Below are 16,557 nucleotides of genomic sequence, written 5' to 3'. Positions count from 1 at the left end.
ACTTCTATGAAACTGAAAAAACTATTTACATTAGCCACTGTAGCACTGTTAACTTTGGCTGCCTGTAAACAAGAAACCGTCGAAAGCACTTCAAATTCCGAAGAAGCCGCTGCTCAAAGCTTTACCGTGACTGCTGAAGTCATGTACCGTGAACGTATGCTGGCACCGCCAGGAAGTAGTTTAACGGTCACTTTAGAAGATGTATCAATTGCCGATAAAGCCTCTACTGTTTTAGCCGAGCAAATCATAGGCATTGATAAAAATGCCCAACTTCCTCAAAAAATCACACTACAAGTCCCTAAAGAAGAATTAGTAGAGAATCACGCCTATGCGCTGCGTGCTAAGCTTGAGGATCCCGATGGCTTACTCATGTGGACAACCACCGAACATCAAAAAGTAGATACTTCTCAATCGAGTCATGAGCTCGGCCAGGTTATCCTCAAGCGAGTCCAGTCCGGAACTGTTGGCAACAAAATTAATTCTTTATACCCCATCCCTTTTACCGCTCGCGGCAACGAGCCTGGCTGGTTAGTAGAAGTTAAGCAGAACACCATTGATATAAAGACCAATTATGGTCAAAACACTATGTCGGCACCTCGTCCAGAGCCTCAGCCTTATAAAGGTGGTTATAAATATCATTTTGAAGCCGATGGTAAAGTCGCCATTCTCGATATCCAGCGCAAACTTTGTTACGACGACATGAGTGGTCGGCCGCACCCCGCTCGCGTAACCTTTGCTTTAGACGGTAAACTTCATCAAGGTTGTGGCGGCGATCCGCTTGAGCTTTTAGTCGGTATTGAGTGGGTAGTCGAGGATTTGGCTAATACAGGGATAATTGATAGCTCTAGAATGACTTTAAACTTTGATCGTGAAGGGCGCGTTCACGGCCTAGCCTCTTGTAACAGCTATAGTGCCGGTTACCAACTAACTGGCGAAACGCTAACTGTGCAGAATCCACTTGCTACTCTAAAAGCCTGCGCCGAAGCCTTAATGAATCAAGAGCAAAAGTTTTTGGATTTATTAAGTAAGGTGAATCGTTATGATATCGGTGGCAAAGGCGCGCTCATTCTAACTACAGAAGACGGCAAAACAATCACCGCAAGGCATTAACGGAAAAGTCTCTGGATTCCGCGGTTTAACCGCGGAATGACCTATATTTATTTAAGCTTTAGTCAAACCCCGCGTGGGGCAGATCCTGAGCACACGCAAAAGCGTGTATAACGCAGAAATTCTAAGAATCTACCGCCTCAAACATCATATCCCAAACCCCATGCCCTAAATTCTGTCCTCGAACTTCGAACTTGGTCAGTGGTCGCGACTCTGGGCGCGGTACAAAATCCCCAGTCTCTGATAGATTTTTATATTCCGACATTGGGTTTAGTATTTCTAGCATGTGTTCTGCATAGTTTTCCCAGTCGGTGGCTAGATGCAGGATGCCGCCAGGCTTGAGTTTTTTATGCAGCTTCTGGCAAAACTCGGTTTGAATAATTCGACGTTTATGATGACGCTTTTTATGCCAAGGATCCGGGAAAAAGACTTGAATGCGATCTAAGCTATGATCAGGAATGCAGTGCTCAATCACCTCTACCGCATCGTGATTGACCACACGAAGATTCTCTAATTCGTACTCTTCTGCCAACACCAAGCAAGCGCCAACGCCCGGATTATGCACCTCTATGCCAAGAAAATCATGGTCTCGCTGGTCTCGTGCCTGCTCGGCAAGCGACTTTCCCATACCAAAGCCAATCTCTAGCACTATCGGTGCTTTGCGACCAAATATCTCTTCAAAATTATACGGCTTTTTCTCGAACTCGATCCCGAGCCGTGGGAAATGGAGATCCATGGCGCGTTGCTGCCCCTTTGTTAAACGACCTTTGCGCAACACGAAGCTACGGATTTTACGCTGAGTTTTTTCTTCAGAATTCAAAGGGATAGCTCTCTTTCTAGTTAACGGTATAATACTTGGGTGTGATTTTATCATATTGTAAAAGTTTGATGTAAATTATGTGTTTCGTGAGACAAATACGTTGCCAAAATCGAGCCAAATCAGTAAGGTGTTTCATTCGGTTTTAGGGTTTGTGTAAGTGCAAACTCAGCAAAAATAACGATAAAAGCTTAGGAGTTAGGATAGGAATGCCATTTCCGGATTTGCCGAATGGCCATGCACTTTTTGTGTTATTGCTGACGGTATTTGCCCTATATTTATTTCGACGCGACGACATCCCGCTGGAAACTTCCTGCGTGGTTGTATTGTTGATTTTAACCATGGGGTTCACCTTCGCACCTTTCCATAACTTCAATGGTCACCTCGAACCGATGGAGTTTTTCAGCGGTTTCGGTCATGAAGCCTTAGTCGCTGTCTGCGCCTTAATGGTTGCAGGCCAGGGCCTAGTTCGTACCGGTGCCTTGGAGCCGATTGGTCGATTATTGGCAAGGGTGTGGAAAGTCGCGCCGCTATTTTCGCTACTCCTAACTCTGCTAATAGCAGGCGTTTTAAGTGCTTTTGTCAACAATACGCCGATCGTTGTCCTACTTTTACCAATTTTAATTAGCGTTGCGGTTCGCTCAAACCGCAGTCCTTCCGGCCTTCTATTGCCAATGGGGTTCGCCACCATCGCTGGCGGCATGGCCACCACTATTGGTACTTCAACCAACCTTTTAGTGGTTTCAGTGGCGGCAGATTTAGGTTTAGAGCGCTTCGGTATGTTCGATTTCTTACTACCCGCTTCTATAGCAGGGGGTATCGCCATCGTCTACCTCTGGTTGGTCGCACCAAGAATCACGCCAGAGCGTCAGGCGGTAATGAAAAATACTTCGCCTCGTGTTTTCACGGCACAGCTTCATATCAACGAAGACTCTTATGCTGACGGCAAAACATTGGCGGAAGTGATTGGTAAAACTGATGGCATGATGAAGGTTAAACGCATACACCGTGGCTCCGATGCTACGATTATGCCAATGCCTGATGCCATTATTCGTGCTGGCGATAAACTGCGTGTTACGGACTCGCCCGATCGTTTAAAAGAATACGAACAAGTGCTTGGTGCGCGGCTGTATAAGGCTGGGCAAGAAGTCAGCGATGATCACCCGCTGACAGCTGAAAACCAGCAACTGTCTGAGATCGTCGTAACGCCAGGCTCCCCGTTAGCCGGCCGCTCGCTAAAAGACGTTAGCTTTATGAACCAGTACGGCCTAGTGGCAATTGCCTTACACCGCGCCGATCGCGTGGTCGATATGCACAACAAGGGGCTAGGTAAAGTAACGCTTCATGTCGGCGATGTGATTCTGATCCAAGGTGGTCAAAGCGAAATCGCCGAATTTAAAAAGCGCGGCGATATCTTAGTGCTTGATGCCACCACTGACTTACCTCGATCTCATCGTGCGCCTAGAGCCCTTATCATCATGGGCTTGGTGATTTTGCTGGCGGCTGTCGGTTTATTGCCTATCGCCATCAGCGCCCTAGGCGGTGCCTTATTGATGATTTTGACCCACTGTATTACCTGGCGTGATGCTATGAATGCGCTGAGTGCACCTGTGGTACTGATTGTCGCTGCCAGTTTAGCGCTTGGTATTGGTATGACTGAGACCGGTGCAGCCGAATACCTGGCACAAGCTTTCGTTTCACTACTGCACGGCGCACCGCCAACGGTTCTACTGAGTGGCTTAATGTTATTGTTAGCCATATTGACCAACGTTGTTTCCAATAACGCTGCCGCGGTTATCGGCACGCCTATTGCGGTTAGTGTAGCAACACAGCTTAACTTGCCGCCCGAGCCCTTTGTTATCGCCGTTCTTTTTGGCGCTAATATGAGTTTCGCAACGCCAATGGCTTATAAAACCAATCTGCTGGTGATGAACGCGGGGGGTTACCAATTCTCTGATTTCGTCAAAGTTGGTGTGCCGCTGGTGCTATTGATGTGGGTGTCATTGTCGATTATCCTGCCCATCCTCTATAATTTCTAAAGCACAAATACAATGTGGTCGGCTAACAGCTTTCAGCGCAAAGTCATCGAGTATTATCGCCAACACGGTCGAAAGCACCTACCATGGCAGGGCACCAAAGATCCTTATCGAATTTGGCTCTCCGAAATCATGTTGCAACAAACCCAAGTTGCCACAGTCATCCCTTATTACGAAGCTTTCCTAGAGCGCTTCCCTACTATCGTGGATTTAGCCGAAGCGAGTAGCGATGAGGTGATGCACCTGTGGAGTGGCTTAGGCTATTACAGTCGCGCCAGAAACCTACACAAAGCGGCCAAAACCGTTGCCGAAGAATATGCAGGAACATTTCCACAAGATCCTGAAGAGATCGAAGCCCTGCCGGGGATTGGTCTTTCTACCGCTGGCGCTATCGCTGCATTCGCTTTCGATAAGCCGACGGCTATTTTAGATGGCAATGTTAAACGAGTATTAGCGCGTTGCTACGGCATCGAAGGCTGGGCGGGTAAGTCAGCGGTACTTAAAGCTCTTTGGGCCAAAGCGGAAGAAAATACGCCGGTTAAAGATACCGCTCAGTACAACCAAGCCATGATGGATCTCGGCGCTGTTATCTGCACCCGCACCAAGCCAAAGTGCGACAAGTGCCCATTAGCCAAAGAATGCTTCGCCTTGAAGCAAGGTATGATAAGCGAACTCCCCGGCAAAAAGCCCAAAAAAGCACGCCCTAAACGCTCGGTTTATTGGCTAGTTTGTATTGAGGATAATCAAGTTCTTCTTCACAAACGCCCTCCCTCAGGAATTTGGGGTGGACTTTGGTGCTTTCCAGAAATTGAACAATCAGAGCCAATCCCTGAGCATTCCCAAAAGTTGAGCAGTTTCGTGCATAAATTCAGCCATTACGACCTCGAAGTCCAGCCGTTACTAGTGAAAAAGCTCAGCAAGACAGGTATCATGGAGCCCAACGAAACAGAACGCTTTGCGCTTGCTTTTCTCAACAAGAAAACACAGGCTAAAACAGCACAGATTGGTTTACCGACACCAGTCAGCAAATTGCTGGCTTCGCTCCAGTAAGCCCTAGCAACGCAAAGCCAAAACCCTACAGCGGAGAAATCAATGTCACGTACTGTATTTTGTAAAAAGCTACAAAAAGATGCAGAAGGGATCGGCTTCAAACCCTTCCCAGGCGAATTAGGCGATCGTATTTACGACAATATTTCGCAAGAAGCTTGGCAAATGTGGCTCGCCCACCAAACCATGCTTATTAACGAAAAACGCCTTAGCTTAGTTGACCAAGATACGCAGAAATATCTTGCCGACCAAATGGAAAAGTTCCTCTTTGGTGGCGACTATGATGAAGCCGAAGGCTATGTCCCACAAACAAAAGAATAAAATTCAAATTTAGGCTTGACTTAAATCCCGAGAATCGGTTTAATACGCGTCCTCAGGCCTGGTAGCTCAGTTGGTAGAGCGGAGGATTGAAAATCCTTGTGTCGGCAGTTCAATTCTGCCCCGGGCCACCATATTAGAAAGCCTAGCTAGCAATAGCTGGGCTTTTTTGTGTCTGTATAAACTCATAGATCGAATTGAACTACGTTCAATGACAAACTACCTCCTTGTAGTTTACCTTACGGCTATTGCGCCAAGCGCAACATTCTAATTTGCTCCCGACAAATTAGTCTGCCCCGGGCCACCATATTAAGAAGCCTAGCTAGCTATAGCTGGGCTTTTTTGTGTCTGTAATTTCCCGATTCTAACCACTTAATTATCCCTAAAGCTAGAGCACCTCCTTATCTCATTCTCGACCTGCTTTGTAATCTAGCTCTTAACGCGCTACATTGGGGTATTGGCGGAAGCCATTGGGATTAGCGAAATAGAGGGATTTTCTATGAAGCGGTTAGTAATATTCCTTTTTTCTTACGCGCTGTTGTTATTAGCGTGTCCAACTGCTTTTACCTCATTTAGTGGCGAAAGTCCCTCATCCAAAGCTAAATTACTGATTTTAGATGGTTCTGTGAATCCTGGTACCGCGCATTATTTAGTTTCCAATATCCAGTCTGCTGAAGAGGAAGGTTATCAACTCATTATTCTACAGATGAATACTCCCGGCGGCTTAGACCTAGCCATGCGGGATATCATTCGTGAAATACTATCTTCTAATATTCCAGTTGCAACTTATGTTTATCCGCCAGGTTCTCGTGCTGCCAGTGCAGGCACCTATATTCTTTATGCCAGTCATATATCTTCTATGGCTCCAGCGACTAATTTAGGGGCCGCAACACCCGTTTCAATAGGTAGCATGCCTGATCCTTCTTCACCAGAGCCTTCTTCCCCAAAACCTGCTTCTCCAGACTCTTCAACTGATGACTCTTCTACAGACAAAGATAACGAGAAAGAAGAAGTCAAAGAAGCTAACCGGGCAGAGCCTCAAAGCAGTAACCAAAACGCCATGCATAAAAAGATCATCAATGATGCTGAGGCCTATTTACGTGGCCTAGCGGATTACCATGGTCGCAATATCGACTGGGTAAAAAATGCGGTACGCGAGGGTGAAAGTTTAACATCCAAAGAAGCGCTTGATATTGGTGTTATCGATCTCATTGCTGAAAGCCCCGAGCAACTGCTGTCTAAAATTCATCAACGCCAAGTTCGCTTACCCACTGGTCCTAAAGCAATAGATACCAACGGTATGACCATTGTTCGAGTGGAGCCCAGCTGGCAAATGGATCTGCTGAGTATCATTAGCGATCCAAACATCGCTTATATTCTTCTACTATTTGGTATTTACGGGCTTATTTTCGAGGGCTACAACCCTGGGACTTTTGTGCCAGGAGTTATAGGTGCTATCTGCCTGCTATTAGCTTTTTACGCTTTACAGATCCTTCCTATTAATTATGTAGCAGCTGGCCTACTGGTACTTGGCATTGCGCTTTTAGTAGTCGAAGCGTTTGCACCCAGCTTTGGCATACTTGGCATTGGCGGTATTATTGCCTTCTTCATAGGCTCTTTCCTTCTATTCAACGAACCGGAAACCGGTATTGCTATCGCTATGCCGATCCTTCTCACTGTGACCATTATAAGTGTGATTCTTCTCAGTTTTGTTTTGAGCTTAGCGCTCCGCGCTCGACAGCAACCAGTGGTCAGTGGTCGTGAAGAGCTGCTTAATGAAGTCGGAATCGTCGAGCAAGACTTTGTAGACGAAGGTTGGGTTCATATTTGTGGAGAAAGATGGAAGTGTCGCTCGTATATTCCGCTTAAATCTGGGCAACCTGTAAAAGTTGTTGCGATAGATGATCTCGAGCTTACGGTTGCACCAAGCAAAGAGGACTCAACTTAGTATTTATAGTTAAAGCAGGAAATATTATGAACATTGTATACCCAATTATACTCGCCATAGTGATATTGCTTGTCGCGAGTATGTTTAAAATCTTACGCGAGTATGAACGCGGCGTTATTTTTATGCTAGGTCGCTTTTGGCGAGTCAAAGGTCCTGGCCTCATCATCCTTATCCCTTTTGTGCAACAAATGGTTCGTGTCGACTTACGAACCGTTGTTATGGATGTTCCCACACAGGACGTCATTTCACTGGATAACGTTTCGGTTGAAGTTAACGCAGTGGTCTATTTTCGTGTTATTGACCCACAAAAGGCCATTATTAACGTCGAGCACTACTATGACGCGACCAGTCAATTAGCGCAAACTACACTGCGCTCCGTTCTAGGCCAGCATGAATTAGACGAGATGTTAGCTTCGCGTGAGCAACTCAACACCGATATCCAGGCCATTCTCGACAACCAAACCGATGCTTGGGGTATCAAAGTATCAAATGTTGAAATTAAGCATGTCGATCTCAATGAAAGTATGGTTCGTGCAATCGCACAGCAGGCAGAAGCCGAGCGAGCTCGACGGGCAAAGGTTATTCATGCTAAAGGTGAAATGGAAGCGTCAGAAAAGCTATTAGCAGCGGCCAAAGTTCTTGCCCAGCAAGAAGAAGCCATTCAACTGCGATATCTACAAACTCTATCGGGATTGGCGGGTGAAAACAGTAATACCATTGTCTTCCCGCTGCCAATAGATATTCTTAAAAACCTCACTAAGTAGGCTATATGTTATTGGAAAAGTCACAAATGAGATAGGCATCACTAAATAGTTAATGATAACCATTTGCATTTAGAGTGATTTGTCCGTATGATTCTTTTCATGGCTTGAGCAAAGCGAAAGATTTAGTGTTCAGCCGAAGAATCTGGTGTTTCGACCGATACTTGTTTCTATAGCAAGTGGTCAAGACACAAACGTTATACCAATAACAACAATTGCTATCATAGGTCTCTTCACGCTATACCGTCCTTTTGGGCGGTTTTTTTTGCTTTTTTAATTTCCCATCGCGGGCTGATTGTTTAAATCGCCACTATCCAATATGAAACGTCTTCTTCCTCGACATAGCGAAGGCTTTTTTGTCGTCGTAATAAGCGGCTTCGTTGATAAAACTGATATAGCAGTCCTCACCGTCGTAAATGACCTCGTCGCCGTTGAATAGGGTGAAAATAGGTTCTCCATTCTTTAATAAGGAAAAGTCTCTATCTTGAACTCCGTGATGCACCATGCCGGCGATGTCTCCGTTGAGATCCGTCGGTAAGAACATAACATCAAAATACTGATAAATATCTATCGACTCAGAAGGTTGAGGTAGTTGATGATTATTGTAGAGGTTTAAGAACTTGAAGATGAGTTGCACTGTCTCTTCAGTTTTATCAAAAACATCTTGCCGCAACTGGCCTTGTGCTGTCGCTCCAATTTCAACCAATACGTGTTGCGGCGCGACTGACATTAAAAAATGGTGATCAGGCATTTTCTCAAGCGTAATCGATACATTGTCCATGCGCTGTTGTACAAAGTCCGCTAGCATTAAGTGGAAGGTATCAGTTTTGGTTAGGACAAGATTAATCCCCATCGGGGCTGTAGAGGTATGCAGGTCGATAATCATGTCGGTTCGACTACCACCTTTCGGGCCAAGCTTTTGGTTAATGTCTTTAGCTAGCTCGTTTTCATGCCCAAACAATGAATCGTCACTTAAGTCAGTGAGCTTAAAGCTTCTGTTAAGATCGCGATCTAGGTAGCGTTTGTTGGCTTTTAGCGCTTTCTCATTAGCCAGAAACAATTCAAGCTCAAAGTTATTATTGCCTATAAGCTTAGGGTACTGACGATACTTGTGGAGCAGATAGATTCCGGTCAATTCATTACCATGAGTACCGCCAACTAGCGCCACCTGATTAATCATTTCACTCGACATGCTCTATCTCCTATTTAGCACTATTTCCGCGGGTGTGCTTTTCGCCAATCCGAGGGATCTTGTCGCTGCTCCTCGGGTAATGCCCATAAACCAAGCTTCCTCTCTTTTGCTTCTTGTTGCAAGGATCTCATGTGGCGATTGTTGCTGTATTTCCATACCCAAGCAGCGCCAGAGGACACCATTTTTTCATTTATGTTATCACCATCGACTTCGATTATCGCCAAGCGACGACCGTAACGATCGGACTTATCGCCTAGCAGTTTTAACCTTTCACCTTCAAGTAAATTTTTCAGCAGAGCTTTCGACTTCTCAGCATAGGGTTGATAACGTTCAGGGGCATCTATATCCAATAGCCTGACGGTAAACTTCTTCCCACGCTCACAACACAAGACCACACTATCGCCATCCTGCACATAAACTAGCTTATATGTGCCAGCTGGATCTGCCTGACTGCAAGATAAAGCTAAGCAGAGTAAAGCGAAAAACAGCCAAAAACGTATCAACCTATTAATCGTTACGCTCCTCATCAACCTCTATCGGTGCCGGTTTAATTTTAGGTTTTGGTAAAGTCGCAATCGACGACACCAAGAGTCCAGTAATCAAAGAAATACCCACAATACTCATATTAAAAGCAGTTTCTAATCCGCCAATAATATCGTGTTCTAATAATTCGGTGAGGCTTTTAAAGCCAACGCTACCAGGAACTAAAATAATAAACCCTGGCATCATCACTGCAGCTGTCGGAACTTGTTTAATGCGATAGGCAATATTGGCAATAACACCGATAGTTAAAGCGCCAAAGAATGCACCACTGGCTAAGCCAAGATGTTCACCAACCCAACGCGATACAAAGAAAGAAGCGCAAGCGCCAGCTAAGATCCATAAGAAGTGTCTGCTTCGGGTTTGAAACAGCATCATCAAGGCCCATGAACTGGCGGTAATCGCTATCCAGACTGTCCAGCTCGGTAACTGATGGTCAATGCTGGTAGTAATATCGGCATCGCCGAAGAGTGCTGCCGCGATCTGGGTTCCAATGGAAACGCCGAATATCATTTGGATAAAGATTACCCCAGAGCCGAGTAAACGTGCTGTGCCAGAAACTAGGTTTTGGGTCGCTAACTCGGCCATAGCAATGGTCAGCATCATTCCCGGGATCAACACGATAATTCCCGACACTACGGGTATATAAGTCGAACTTAAGCCGAACCAATAGTTGAAACCGAATGAAATCATGGTTGCTAAGAAAGCTGCCAATGCCGGCATTAGGTTAGCCACGGTCTCTGTTCTAAAACCCTCAATATTGACGAAAACCCCAACCACTAAGCCGGTCACAGATGCTGTGATGATTTCTTCAACACCACCCCCGAAAATACGAGAAATAGCGACCGAGACCAACATAAAACAGAAGATCATCCAATAACGATTATGCAATGGCTCCGAATTTGAAATATCGGTCAGTTCTCGTGCGCCCTGCTCAGTGGTCATTTCACCGTTAATCACGGCGTAGGCGACATCGATTGTGCGGCTCAGCTTATCAACGTTAACTTCACCAGCGTTAGAGCGGATGACGTAAGTTCTTGGCTTATCCTCATCTTGGATAAAGGTCATAGTGATACTAGTCGGAACAACGGTAGTTTGTAACCCATATTCCAATTGATCTGCTACGTTCGCCATCAATTGTTCCAGCTCGTAACTAGGCACGCCATAGGTGTGCAATGCTTTGACCAAGCGCAACATAAAACCGACCGGTTCGTGGCGGTCAGGGTAGTTTGGAACATTATCTAATCGACGCTCAGCTATCGAAATCGGCAAATCATCGGCCATAGCAGTATTTCCTTAAACCTTCTCTTTTTGGGTAACTTATTAATATTCATTGTCTTTCGTAGCGCCTGAGACACCCTGTTACAAATATTAGCAGAGTGTTGTTTGCATCTTACGTTCTAATCGAATAGCATTGCAAACTCGAATTGGTCAGCACTTTTGACTTGGCACAATATTTTTTAATTAACGGTATTTTGCAATAAACGGCGTGAATCCACTATGAAAAATTTGTTACGTCATTCTATTATTATTGCTGCTTTGTTAAGTATGGCGCTGCTCAGCGTAGCCCACGCCAATTCTCCGATGCATCAAGATGCAAAAGAGCTCCAAGAGTGTAGTTACTGTTTGCACCATGCCGGAACATTCCTGCATACCGCGCCTCATACAGTAACAGTTCCACAGCCACTCGAAGGCAGTAGCGAGCGCATCGTCTACAACCAAAGCACTATCTTTGTTCGTGCAATCCGTCCTTTCTTTGTTCGCGGCCCACCTCAGTTCGCATAATTAATTAATAACCCAAAACCGTTATTTATTAACCCTAGCTTTGCCCTAGAGAAACTATCCTATGCGCGCGCCTATCATTTATACGGTGCTTCCTGCAGGGATTGGCTCTATGGCGTCAGCTTAGGCAACTTATGTGAAATTGAGGAATTTTTACCATGAAAGTAAAAGCGTTAAGCTTTTTAATGGCAGGCATCTTAGCCTCTCCAGCTCTTTTGGCCGCTGAAAAAAATCTATCAGGCGTTGTCACCGATAATAATGACCAGCCTTTAGCCGGTGTTAAAGTACACCTTCGCGCATTAAACCTTTCGACAAAGACTAATGAACAAGGTCAGTTCGAGTTCAACGATCTCGAGGAAGGTCGTTATGTGTTGGATATTAAAGGTGGAAGCTTAGGCCATATTAACCATTCCGTTCGTCATGATGGCACCATTCAGCAAATATCATTAACGCCTGATAACGCTGAAGTTTTAGTGATTACTGGTAACCCCTTGGAGCACTCTAGTCTAGAGATGGCTTCGCCAGCCGTGATCATTAGCGGCGAGCAGCTAGTTAAAAACCGTGGCGCTAATATTGGTGAAACCCTAGCGCAAACTCCAGGCATCAACCTTTCAAGCTTCGGCTCAGGCGCGGGCCGCCCAGTGATCCGCGGGCAACAAGGCAACCGTGTTACGGTATTAAGTAATAACAGCTCCACCCAGGATGCCTCAAACTCGAGTCCTGACCACTGGATTGCCGCTGAACCTTTATTAGCAGAGCGCGTTGAAGTCTTGAAAGGCCCAGCCACACTACTTTATGGCGGTGGCGCTATTGGTGGCGCGGTCAACGTGGTCGATAATCGAATTCCTACACGCTTAACTGATGGCATGGAAGGTGGCTTTGAAGCCAGAGCGGCCGACTCCGCTACCGGCGAGCGTAGTACCGTCGGCACCATCACTACCTCGGCAGGCAACTTTGCTTTTAACCTTGATGCCTACAAGTCGAAAACTGATGACTACCAAATCCCAGCCTATGCTGAGTCATCATTCTTACGCGCACAAGAAGCTGAGCATGCGGGTGAAAGCGCTTCAGAGCACGATGAGCACGCTGGCGAATATGGTGGTCGACTGGAGAACACTCGCACCGATACCAAAGGCGGCAGTTTCGGCTTGTCGTATGTTGCTGATCGTGGTTTTATTGGCGCCTCTTATACTGAATTTGATCGTGCTTATGGCTTGCCGGGCCATTCGCATGAAGGGCATTCGCATGATGAGCACTCTCACGACGAGCATGGACATGACGAACATGCAGAAGAGTCGGTATTACTCGACCTTAAACAGAAGCGTTACAACCTTAAAGGTCAGTTAAGCGATCCTTTTGCTGGGTTCCAAAACCTAAAGTTCAACTACTCTAAAACTGACTATGAACATCAAGAAATTGAGGGTAATGAAATAAGCACCCATTTCACCAACGATGCTCAAGAATTACGTGTAGAAGCGGTGCATAAAGCTTGGAATGGATGGCAAGGTGCATTTGGACTTCAGCTCAGCGACAGCGACTTTGCCGCACTCGGTAGCGAAACCTTTATCCCAGCCTCAAACACAAAAAACTACGGTGTTTTCTGGCTCGAAGAAATTGATCGTGGCGACTTACACACCGAACTAGGTTTACGTATCGATCAGCAAGATATAAAAGTTGCTAATACTGCCAATTTCGCAGGTACTCAGCGCAGCGACAACGCCTATAGCTTTGCAGCGGGCTCAGTCTGGCACTTCAACGAAAACTGGTCATTACCGGTTAACTTGGCCTACGCGCAGCGCCTTCCGTCAGTGGAAGAGCTTTACTCTAACGCCGGTAGAACCGAGGACAATTATGTTCCTCACTTAGCGACCTTAAGCATCGAAGTGGGAAACCCGAATTTGGATAAAGAAACTGCCAAGAACCTTGATATTGGTCTGCGTTACCACACTGATGAAGTACACGCATCAATATCACTGTTCCACAATAAAGTAGGCGATTATATCTATCTGGCTCACCATGAAGAAGATCACGCGGGGCACGAGGAGCACAGTGAGTTCCCAATTTTTGAATTCACTCAAGGCGACGCGACTTTTAGTGGTTTGGAAGCTGAAATCGATTGGACTTTTGGCTATCAGGGCGATACTTACTGGAAAGCAGGATTGTTCGGTGACTACACTCGCGCAACGCTTGATAAGGGTGGTTACTTGCCACGCACACCTGCAATGCGTCTTGGCAGTAAGCTCGGTTATGTGCAAGGTGACTTTAGCGCTGATTTAAGTGCTATTAAAGTAGATGGTCAGAATCAGGTTGCAGATGAAGAGTTACCGACTGAAGGTTACACTTTAATCAACATGAGCCTTGGTTATAACTTGTACTTCGATAACTCAGACCTACTATTGTTTGTAAAAGGCGAGAACATGACGAACGAAGAGATCCGTGACCATGCCTCATTCCTTAAAGATCGAACGACTCGCGCAGGAAGAACATTGTCGGCAGGCTTCCGCTTAACCTTCTAATCCTTTATGTTTTGGCTTAAAGCGCATTAATTTAATTGTAACTCCCAAAGGTTAGCTGAGTATTCCGCTCAGCTAACCTTTTTACATTAATTCTCAGGCACTTACCTGCTTGAAAACTCCGTTTTTACCCCCATCTAAACCCTGTTCGTAATTGCCAATCTTTTGCTTGTACTTCTTGCATAAGACAATAGTACTGAACATACTAGTTAAACAGGGTTAGAGACTTTTCTCACTGCAAAGCCTCGGCCTTAGTTCACGACCAAATCTATTTATAAATACTTGCGGGCAGATCGTTGGTACACCAACCAACCTTCTTTCTTAGAGGGAACTCCATAGAAAATCCCTTAGTGTTATTTAGTCCGTTAACATTTATAAACCATGCGCCAGTAGCCTAAAGCTACGACTACTTACTCTGCAATAACAAGGGGGAATATGTGTTAGAACAAATGCTTGTACAGGTATTACTATTACTTGGTGCTACTGTTGGTGTGGTTCTAGTTTTCCAGAAATTGCACATTCCACCAAGTTTGGCTTATTTATCTGTAGGAGTATTACTTAGTTCTAACACTGCAGGCCCAGTGGTTTCAGAGGAAATCGTTTCGGTGATTGCTGAATACGGTATCGTTTTCCTGTTATTTACTATTGGACTTAGTTTTTCCTTGCCGCAAATTTATGCCCTAAGGCATACCATTTTAGGCCTCGGTACCGCACAAGTTGCATTAACCACCTTGTTTGTCAGTTTAATCGCTTGGTTGCTCGGCTTTTCGCCAGCAACGTCCTTCGTTATAGGTGCAGTCTTTGCTCAATCCTCGACCACTATTATTTCCAAGCAATTACTCGAGCAAAATGAATCCGAGACACGTCATGGTCGTTTAGGAACCACTTTGTCTGTATTTCAAGACATCACCGCCGTGCCTTTTATTGTAGTCATTCCAGTGTTAGGCGTTGCCGCCGCACAAGAGGTCGCTGGTGAGTTAGGTATTGCCTTATTCAACGCCGCCATGGCTTTCGGAATTGTGTTATTTGCCGGTCACTTTTTACTGCAACCGCTGTTTCATGTGGTGGCTAAACGCCGCTCTGCGGAGCTTTTTACGTTAACCGTATTGTTCGTGTCGTTAATCGCAGCGTGGACCACCAAAACCCTAGGCTTATCGATGGCCTTTGGTGCTTTCTTAGCCGGCATGGTGCTCGGCGAAACCCAGTTTAGACACCAAGTTGAGTCGACCATTCGACCATTCAGAGACGTTTTATTAGGGCTCTTCTTTGTTAGCGTCGGCATGCTGTTTGATCCGGCTTACCTGCCCGATATTTGGCACTTGGCGCTGGCTAGTTCTGTCGCCATTTTAATTTTAAAGCTGCTTATCGTCATGGCTATTGTCAAAATATCAGGGGTCGATATTCAGACCGCTTTTCGTACCGGCATATTAGTCGCGGTTGGTGGCGAGTTCGGTTTTGCCCTGCTAGCAGTCGGTTTAGAAGGTAGCGTGATCGACACATTCACCTCACAAATCGTTCTAACCGCGGTACTTTTTTCGATGATTATTGGGCCATTTTTAATCCGCTACAATCACTCAATAACATCGCTACTGTTCCAAACGGGCAAGAAGAAATTAGCGGCTTTAGCCAAGCCAGATGATGCTGTGGATGAGAAGCCTTTAAAAGATCACGTTATTATCTGTGGCTTCGGTCGTACCGGTCAGGTAGTAGCGCGCTTCTTGGAATCTGAAAATATTCCTTATAAGTCGATTGAGATCGATCCGACGATTGTTAAAGAAGCACAGCTTGCCAAGCAGCCAGTGGTTTATGGCGATACTTCGGATGCAGATATTTTATCAGCGGCCAATATCGAAACTGCGTCTTTGCTTCTTATAAGCCACAATGATCATGCGACAAGCTTAAAAACTTTGATCCGCGCCAAGGAAATGAATCCGAATATCGAAACTATCGTTCGCGCTAAAGATGAAACGTCGGCAGAGCCTTTGCGTAAAGCAGGCGCTTCAGAAGTGATCCCTGAAACCTTAGAAACAGGCTTAATGTTGGTCTCACACTCACTGCTTGCACTTCGCGTCCCGCACCAGCGTATCAATGATTATATTACGCAACAAAGGACCAGCCGCTACCCCTTAATTCGTGAGCTATTTAAAGGCAAGTCCGATATTGTACTGGGTAAATATGAAGATCCTGATACTGAGAAATTACACTCAGTATTGCTTGATGAAGACTCGCCTTGCTTAGGTAAAAAGATTAATCAGTTAACGCTAGAACAAAAGTACTCGGTCTATATTTCTGTTCTGGTTAGAGACGATAAGCGTCACGTCTATCCAGATAAAGAAACCGTTTTAGAAGCAGGCGATGTTCTGGTGCTTTTCGGGCGCCCTGAGCAGCTAAAATCCGCTGAGCGTCAGCTCATTGGTGCTGAACCGAGCGACGATGATTTATCTGACTCTACTGGGTTATAACAATCGGCTTTGATAGCTAATTATTTCTGTTGCT

The 16,557-nt window shown here is 45.6% G+C and carries 13 protein-coding genes and 1 tRNA gene; 10 read left to right on the top strand and 4 right to left on the bottom strand.

Features of this window, described 5'->3' with window-relative positions; genetic code table 11:
• Window positions 1–6 precede the first annotated feature (6 nt).
• Window positions 7–1,110, top strand: a complete 1,104-nt coding sequence (locus DL796_RS04675) for an META domain-containing protein (protein ID WP_110200454.1) — start codon at window positions 7–9, stop codon at window positions 1,108–1,110.
• 121 nt (window positions 1,111–1,231) lie between these two features.
• Here the strand turns inward: DL796_RS04675 and trmB are convergent, their stop codons facing one another.
• Entirely contained in the window at window positions 1,232–1,981 is a 750-nt protein-coding gene (gene trmB, locus DL796_RS04670) for a tRNA (guanosine(46)-N7)-methyltransferase TrmB (RefSeq protein ID WP_170114212.1), read from the bottom strand.
• 152 nt (window positions 1,982–2,133) lie between these two features.
• On the opposite strand from trmB, the gene DL796_RS04665 reads away from it, so the two are divergent.
• From DL796_RS04665 to DL796_RS04640, 6 genes are all read left to right on the top strand, one after another.
• Window positions 2,134–3,963 carry an SLC13 family permease gene (locus DL796_RS04665; protein ID WP_110200450.1) on the top strand — a complete coding sequence of 610 codons (1,830 nt, stop codon included), beginning with the start codon at window positions 2,134–2,136 and terminating at the stop codon, window positions 3,961–3,963.
• A gap of 12 nt (window positions 3,964–3,975) precedes the next feature.
• Window positions 3,976–5,010, top strand: coding sequence for an A/G-specific adenine glycosylase (gene mutY, locus DL796_RS04660; RefSeq protein WP_110200448.1), 1,035 nt, complete (start codon window positions 3,976–3,978; stop codon window positions 5,008–5,010).
• A 42-nt stretch (window positions 5,011–5,052) separates the two neighbouring features.
• A complete protein-coding gene (locus DL796_RS04655; protein ID WP_110200446.1) occupies window positions 5,053–5,328 on the top strand; it encodes an oxidative damage protection protein in 276 nt (91 codons plus the stop codon).
• A gap of 55 nt (window positions 5,329–5,383) precedes the next feature.
• Window positions 5,384–5,459 (top strand) — tRNA-Phe (locus DL796_RS04650).
• A gap of 365 nt (window positions 5,460–5,824) precedes the next feature.
• Window positions 5,825–7,273, top strand: a complete 1,449-nt coding sequence (locus DL796_RS04645; protein WP_110200444.1) for an NfeD family protein — start codon at window positions 5,825–5,827, stop codon at window positions 7,271–7,273.
• Between the two features lie 26 nt (window positions 7,274–7,299).
• Window positions 7,300–8,037 carry a slipin family protein gene (locus DL796_RS04640; protein ID WP_110200442.1) on the top strand — a complete coding sequence of 246 codons (738 nt, stop codon included), beginning with the start codon at window positions 7,300–7,302 and terminating at the stop codon, window positions 8,035–8,037.
• Window positions 8,038–8,344: 307 nt separating this feature from the next.
• On the opposite strand, the gene DL796_RS04635 is transcribed toward DL796_RS04640, so the two are convergent.
• The 3 genes from DL796_RS04635 to DL796_RS04625 are packed head-to-tail and all read right to left on the bottom strand — an operon-like array spanning window position 8,345 to window position 11,050.
• On the bottom strand, window positions 8,345–9,226 hold the full coding sequence (locus DL796_RS04635; protein ID WP_227592966.1) for an aspartoacylase: 882 nt from the start codon (window positions 9,224–9,226) through the stop codon (window positions 8,345–8,347).
• A 20-nt stretch (window positions 9,227–9,246) separates the two neighbouring features.
• Complete coding sequence (locus tag DL796_RS04630) at window positions 9,247–9,729, bottom strand: thermonuclease family protein (RefSeq protein ID WP_227592965.1); 483 nt, start codon at window positions 9,727–9,729, stop codon at window positions 9,247–9,249.
• A gap of 4 nt (window positions 9,730–9,733) precedes the next feature.
• The gene (locus DL796_RS04625; protein ID WP_110200440.1) at window positions 9,734–11,050 is read right to left on the bottom strand and encodes a threonine/serine exporter family protein; all 1,317 of its coding nucleotides are present in this window, start codon (window positions 11,048–11,050) and stop codon (window positions 9,734–9,736) included.
• 216 nt (window positions 11,051–11,266) lie between these two features.
• Here DL796_RS04625 and DL796_RS04620 point away from each other — a divergent pair, with 216 nt between their 5' ends.
• The 3 genes from DL796_RS04620 to DL796_RS04610 all read left to right on the top strand — a co-directional run bounded on the left by DL796_RS04620 (window position 11,267) and on the right by DL796_RS04610 (window position 16,523).
• Window positions 11,267–11,551, top strand: coding sequence for a hypothetical protein (locus tag DL796_RS04620; protein ID WP_110200438.1), 285 nt, complete (start codon window positions 11,267–11,269; stop codon window positions 11,549–11,551).
• Between the two features lie 155 nt (window positions 11,552–11,706).
• Window positions 11,707–14,064 carry a TonB-dependent receptor gene (locus DL796_RS04615; RefSeq protein ID WP_110200436.1) on the top strand — a complete coding sequence of 786 codons (2,358 nt, stop codon included), beginning with the start codon at window positions 11,707–11,709 and terminating at the stop codon, window positions 14,062–14,064.
• A 434-nt stretch (window positions 14,065–14,498) separates the two neighbouring features.
• Window positions 14,499–16,523, top strand: a complete 2,025-nt coding sequence (locus tag DL796_RS04610; RefSeq protein WP_110200434.1) for a monovalent cation:proton antiporter family protein — start codon at window positions 14,499–14,501, stop codon at window positions 16,521–16,523.
• Window positions 16,524–16,557 lie beyond the last annotated feature (34 nt).

Origin of the sequence: Kangiella spongicola, assembly GCF_003194565.2 — a bacterium.
In the GTDB taxonomy this organism is placed as follows: Bacteria; Pseudomonadota; Gammaproteobacteria; order Enterobacterales; family Kangiellaceae; genus Kangiella; species Kangiella spongicola.
The sequence above is the reverse complement of the archived record's forward strand: the minus strand, read 5'-3'. Positions and strand labels throughout refer to the sequence as shown.

Excerpts from the sequence above, each read along its gene's own strand:
- DL796_RS04675 (WP_110200454.1), top strand. The coding sequence starts at position 7 with ATGAAACTGAAAAAACTATTTACATTAGCCACTGTAGCACTGTTAACT.
- trmB (WP_170114212.1), bottom strand. The coding sequence starts at position 1,981 with ATGATAAAATCACACCCAAGTATTATACCGTTAACTAGAAAGAGAGCT.
- DL796_RS04665 (WP_110200450.1), top strand. The coding sequence starts at position 2,134 with ATGCCATTTCCGGATTTGCCGAATGGCCATGCACTTTTTGTGTTATTG.
- mutY (WP_110200448.1), top strand. The coding sequence starts at position 3,976 with ATGTGGTCGGCTAACAGCTTTCAGCGCAAAGTCATCGAGTATTATCGC.
- DL796_RS04655 (WP_110200446.1), top strand. The coding sequence starts at position 5,053 with ATGTCACGTACTGTATTTTGTAAAAAGCTACAAAAAGATGCAGAAGGG.
- DL796_RS04645 (WP_110200444.1), top strand. The coding sequence starts at position 5,825 with ATGAAGCGGTTAGTAATATTCCTTTTTTCTTACGCGCTGTTGTTATTA.
- DL796_RS04640 (WP_110200442.1), top strand. The coding sequence starts at position 7,300 with ATGAACATTGTATACCCAATTATACTCGCCATAGTGATATTGCTTGTC.
- DL796_RS04635 (WP_227592966.1), bottom strand. The coding sequence starts at position 9,226 with ATGTCGAGTGAAATGATTAATCAGGTGGCGCTAGTTGGCGGTACTCAT.
- DL796_RS04625 (WP_110200440.1), bottom strand. The coding sequence starts at position 11,050 with ATGGCCGATGATTTGCCGATTTCGATAGCTGAGCGTCGATTAGATAAT.
- DL796_RS04620 (WP_110200438.1), top strand. The coding sequence starts at position 11,267 with ATGAAAAATTTGTTACGTCATTCTATTATTATTGCTGCTTTGTTAAGT.
- DL796_RS04615 (WP_110200436.1), top strand. The coding sequence starts at position 11,707 with ATGAAAGTAAAAGCGTTAAGCTTTTTAATGGCAGGCATCTTAGCCTCT.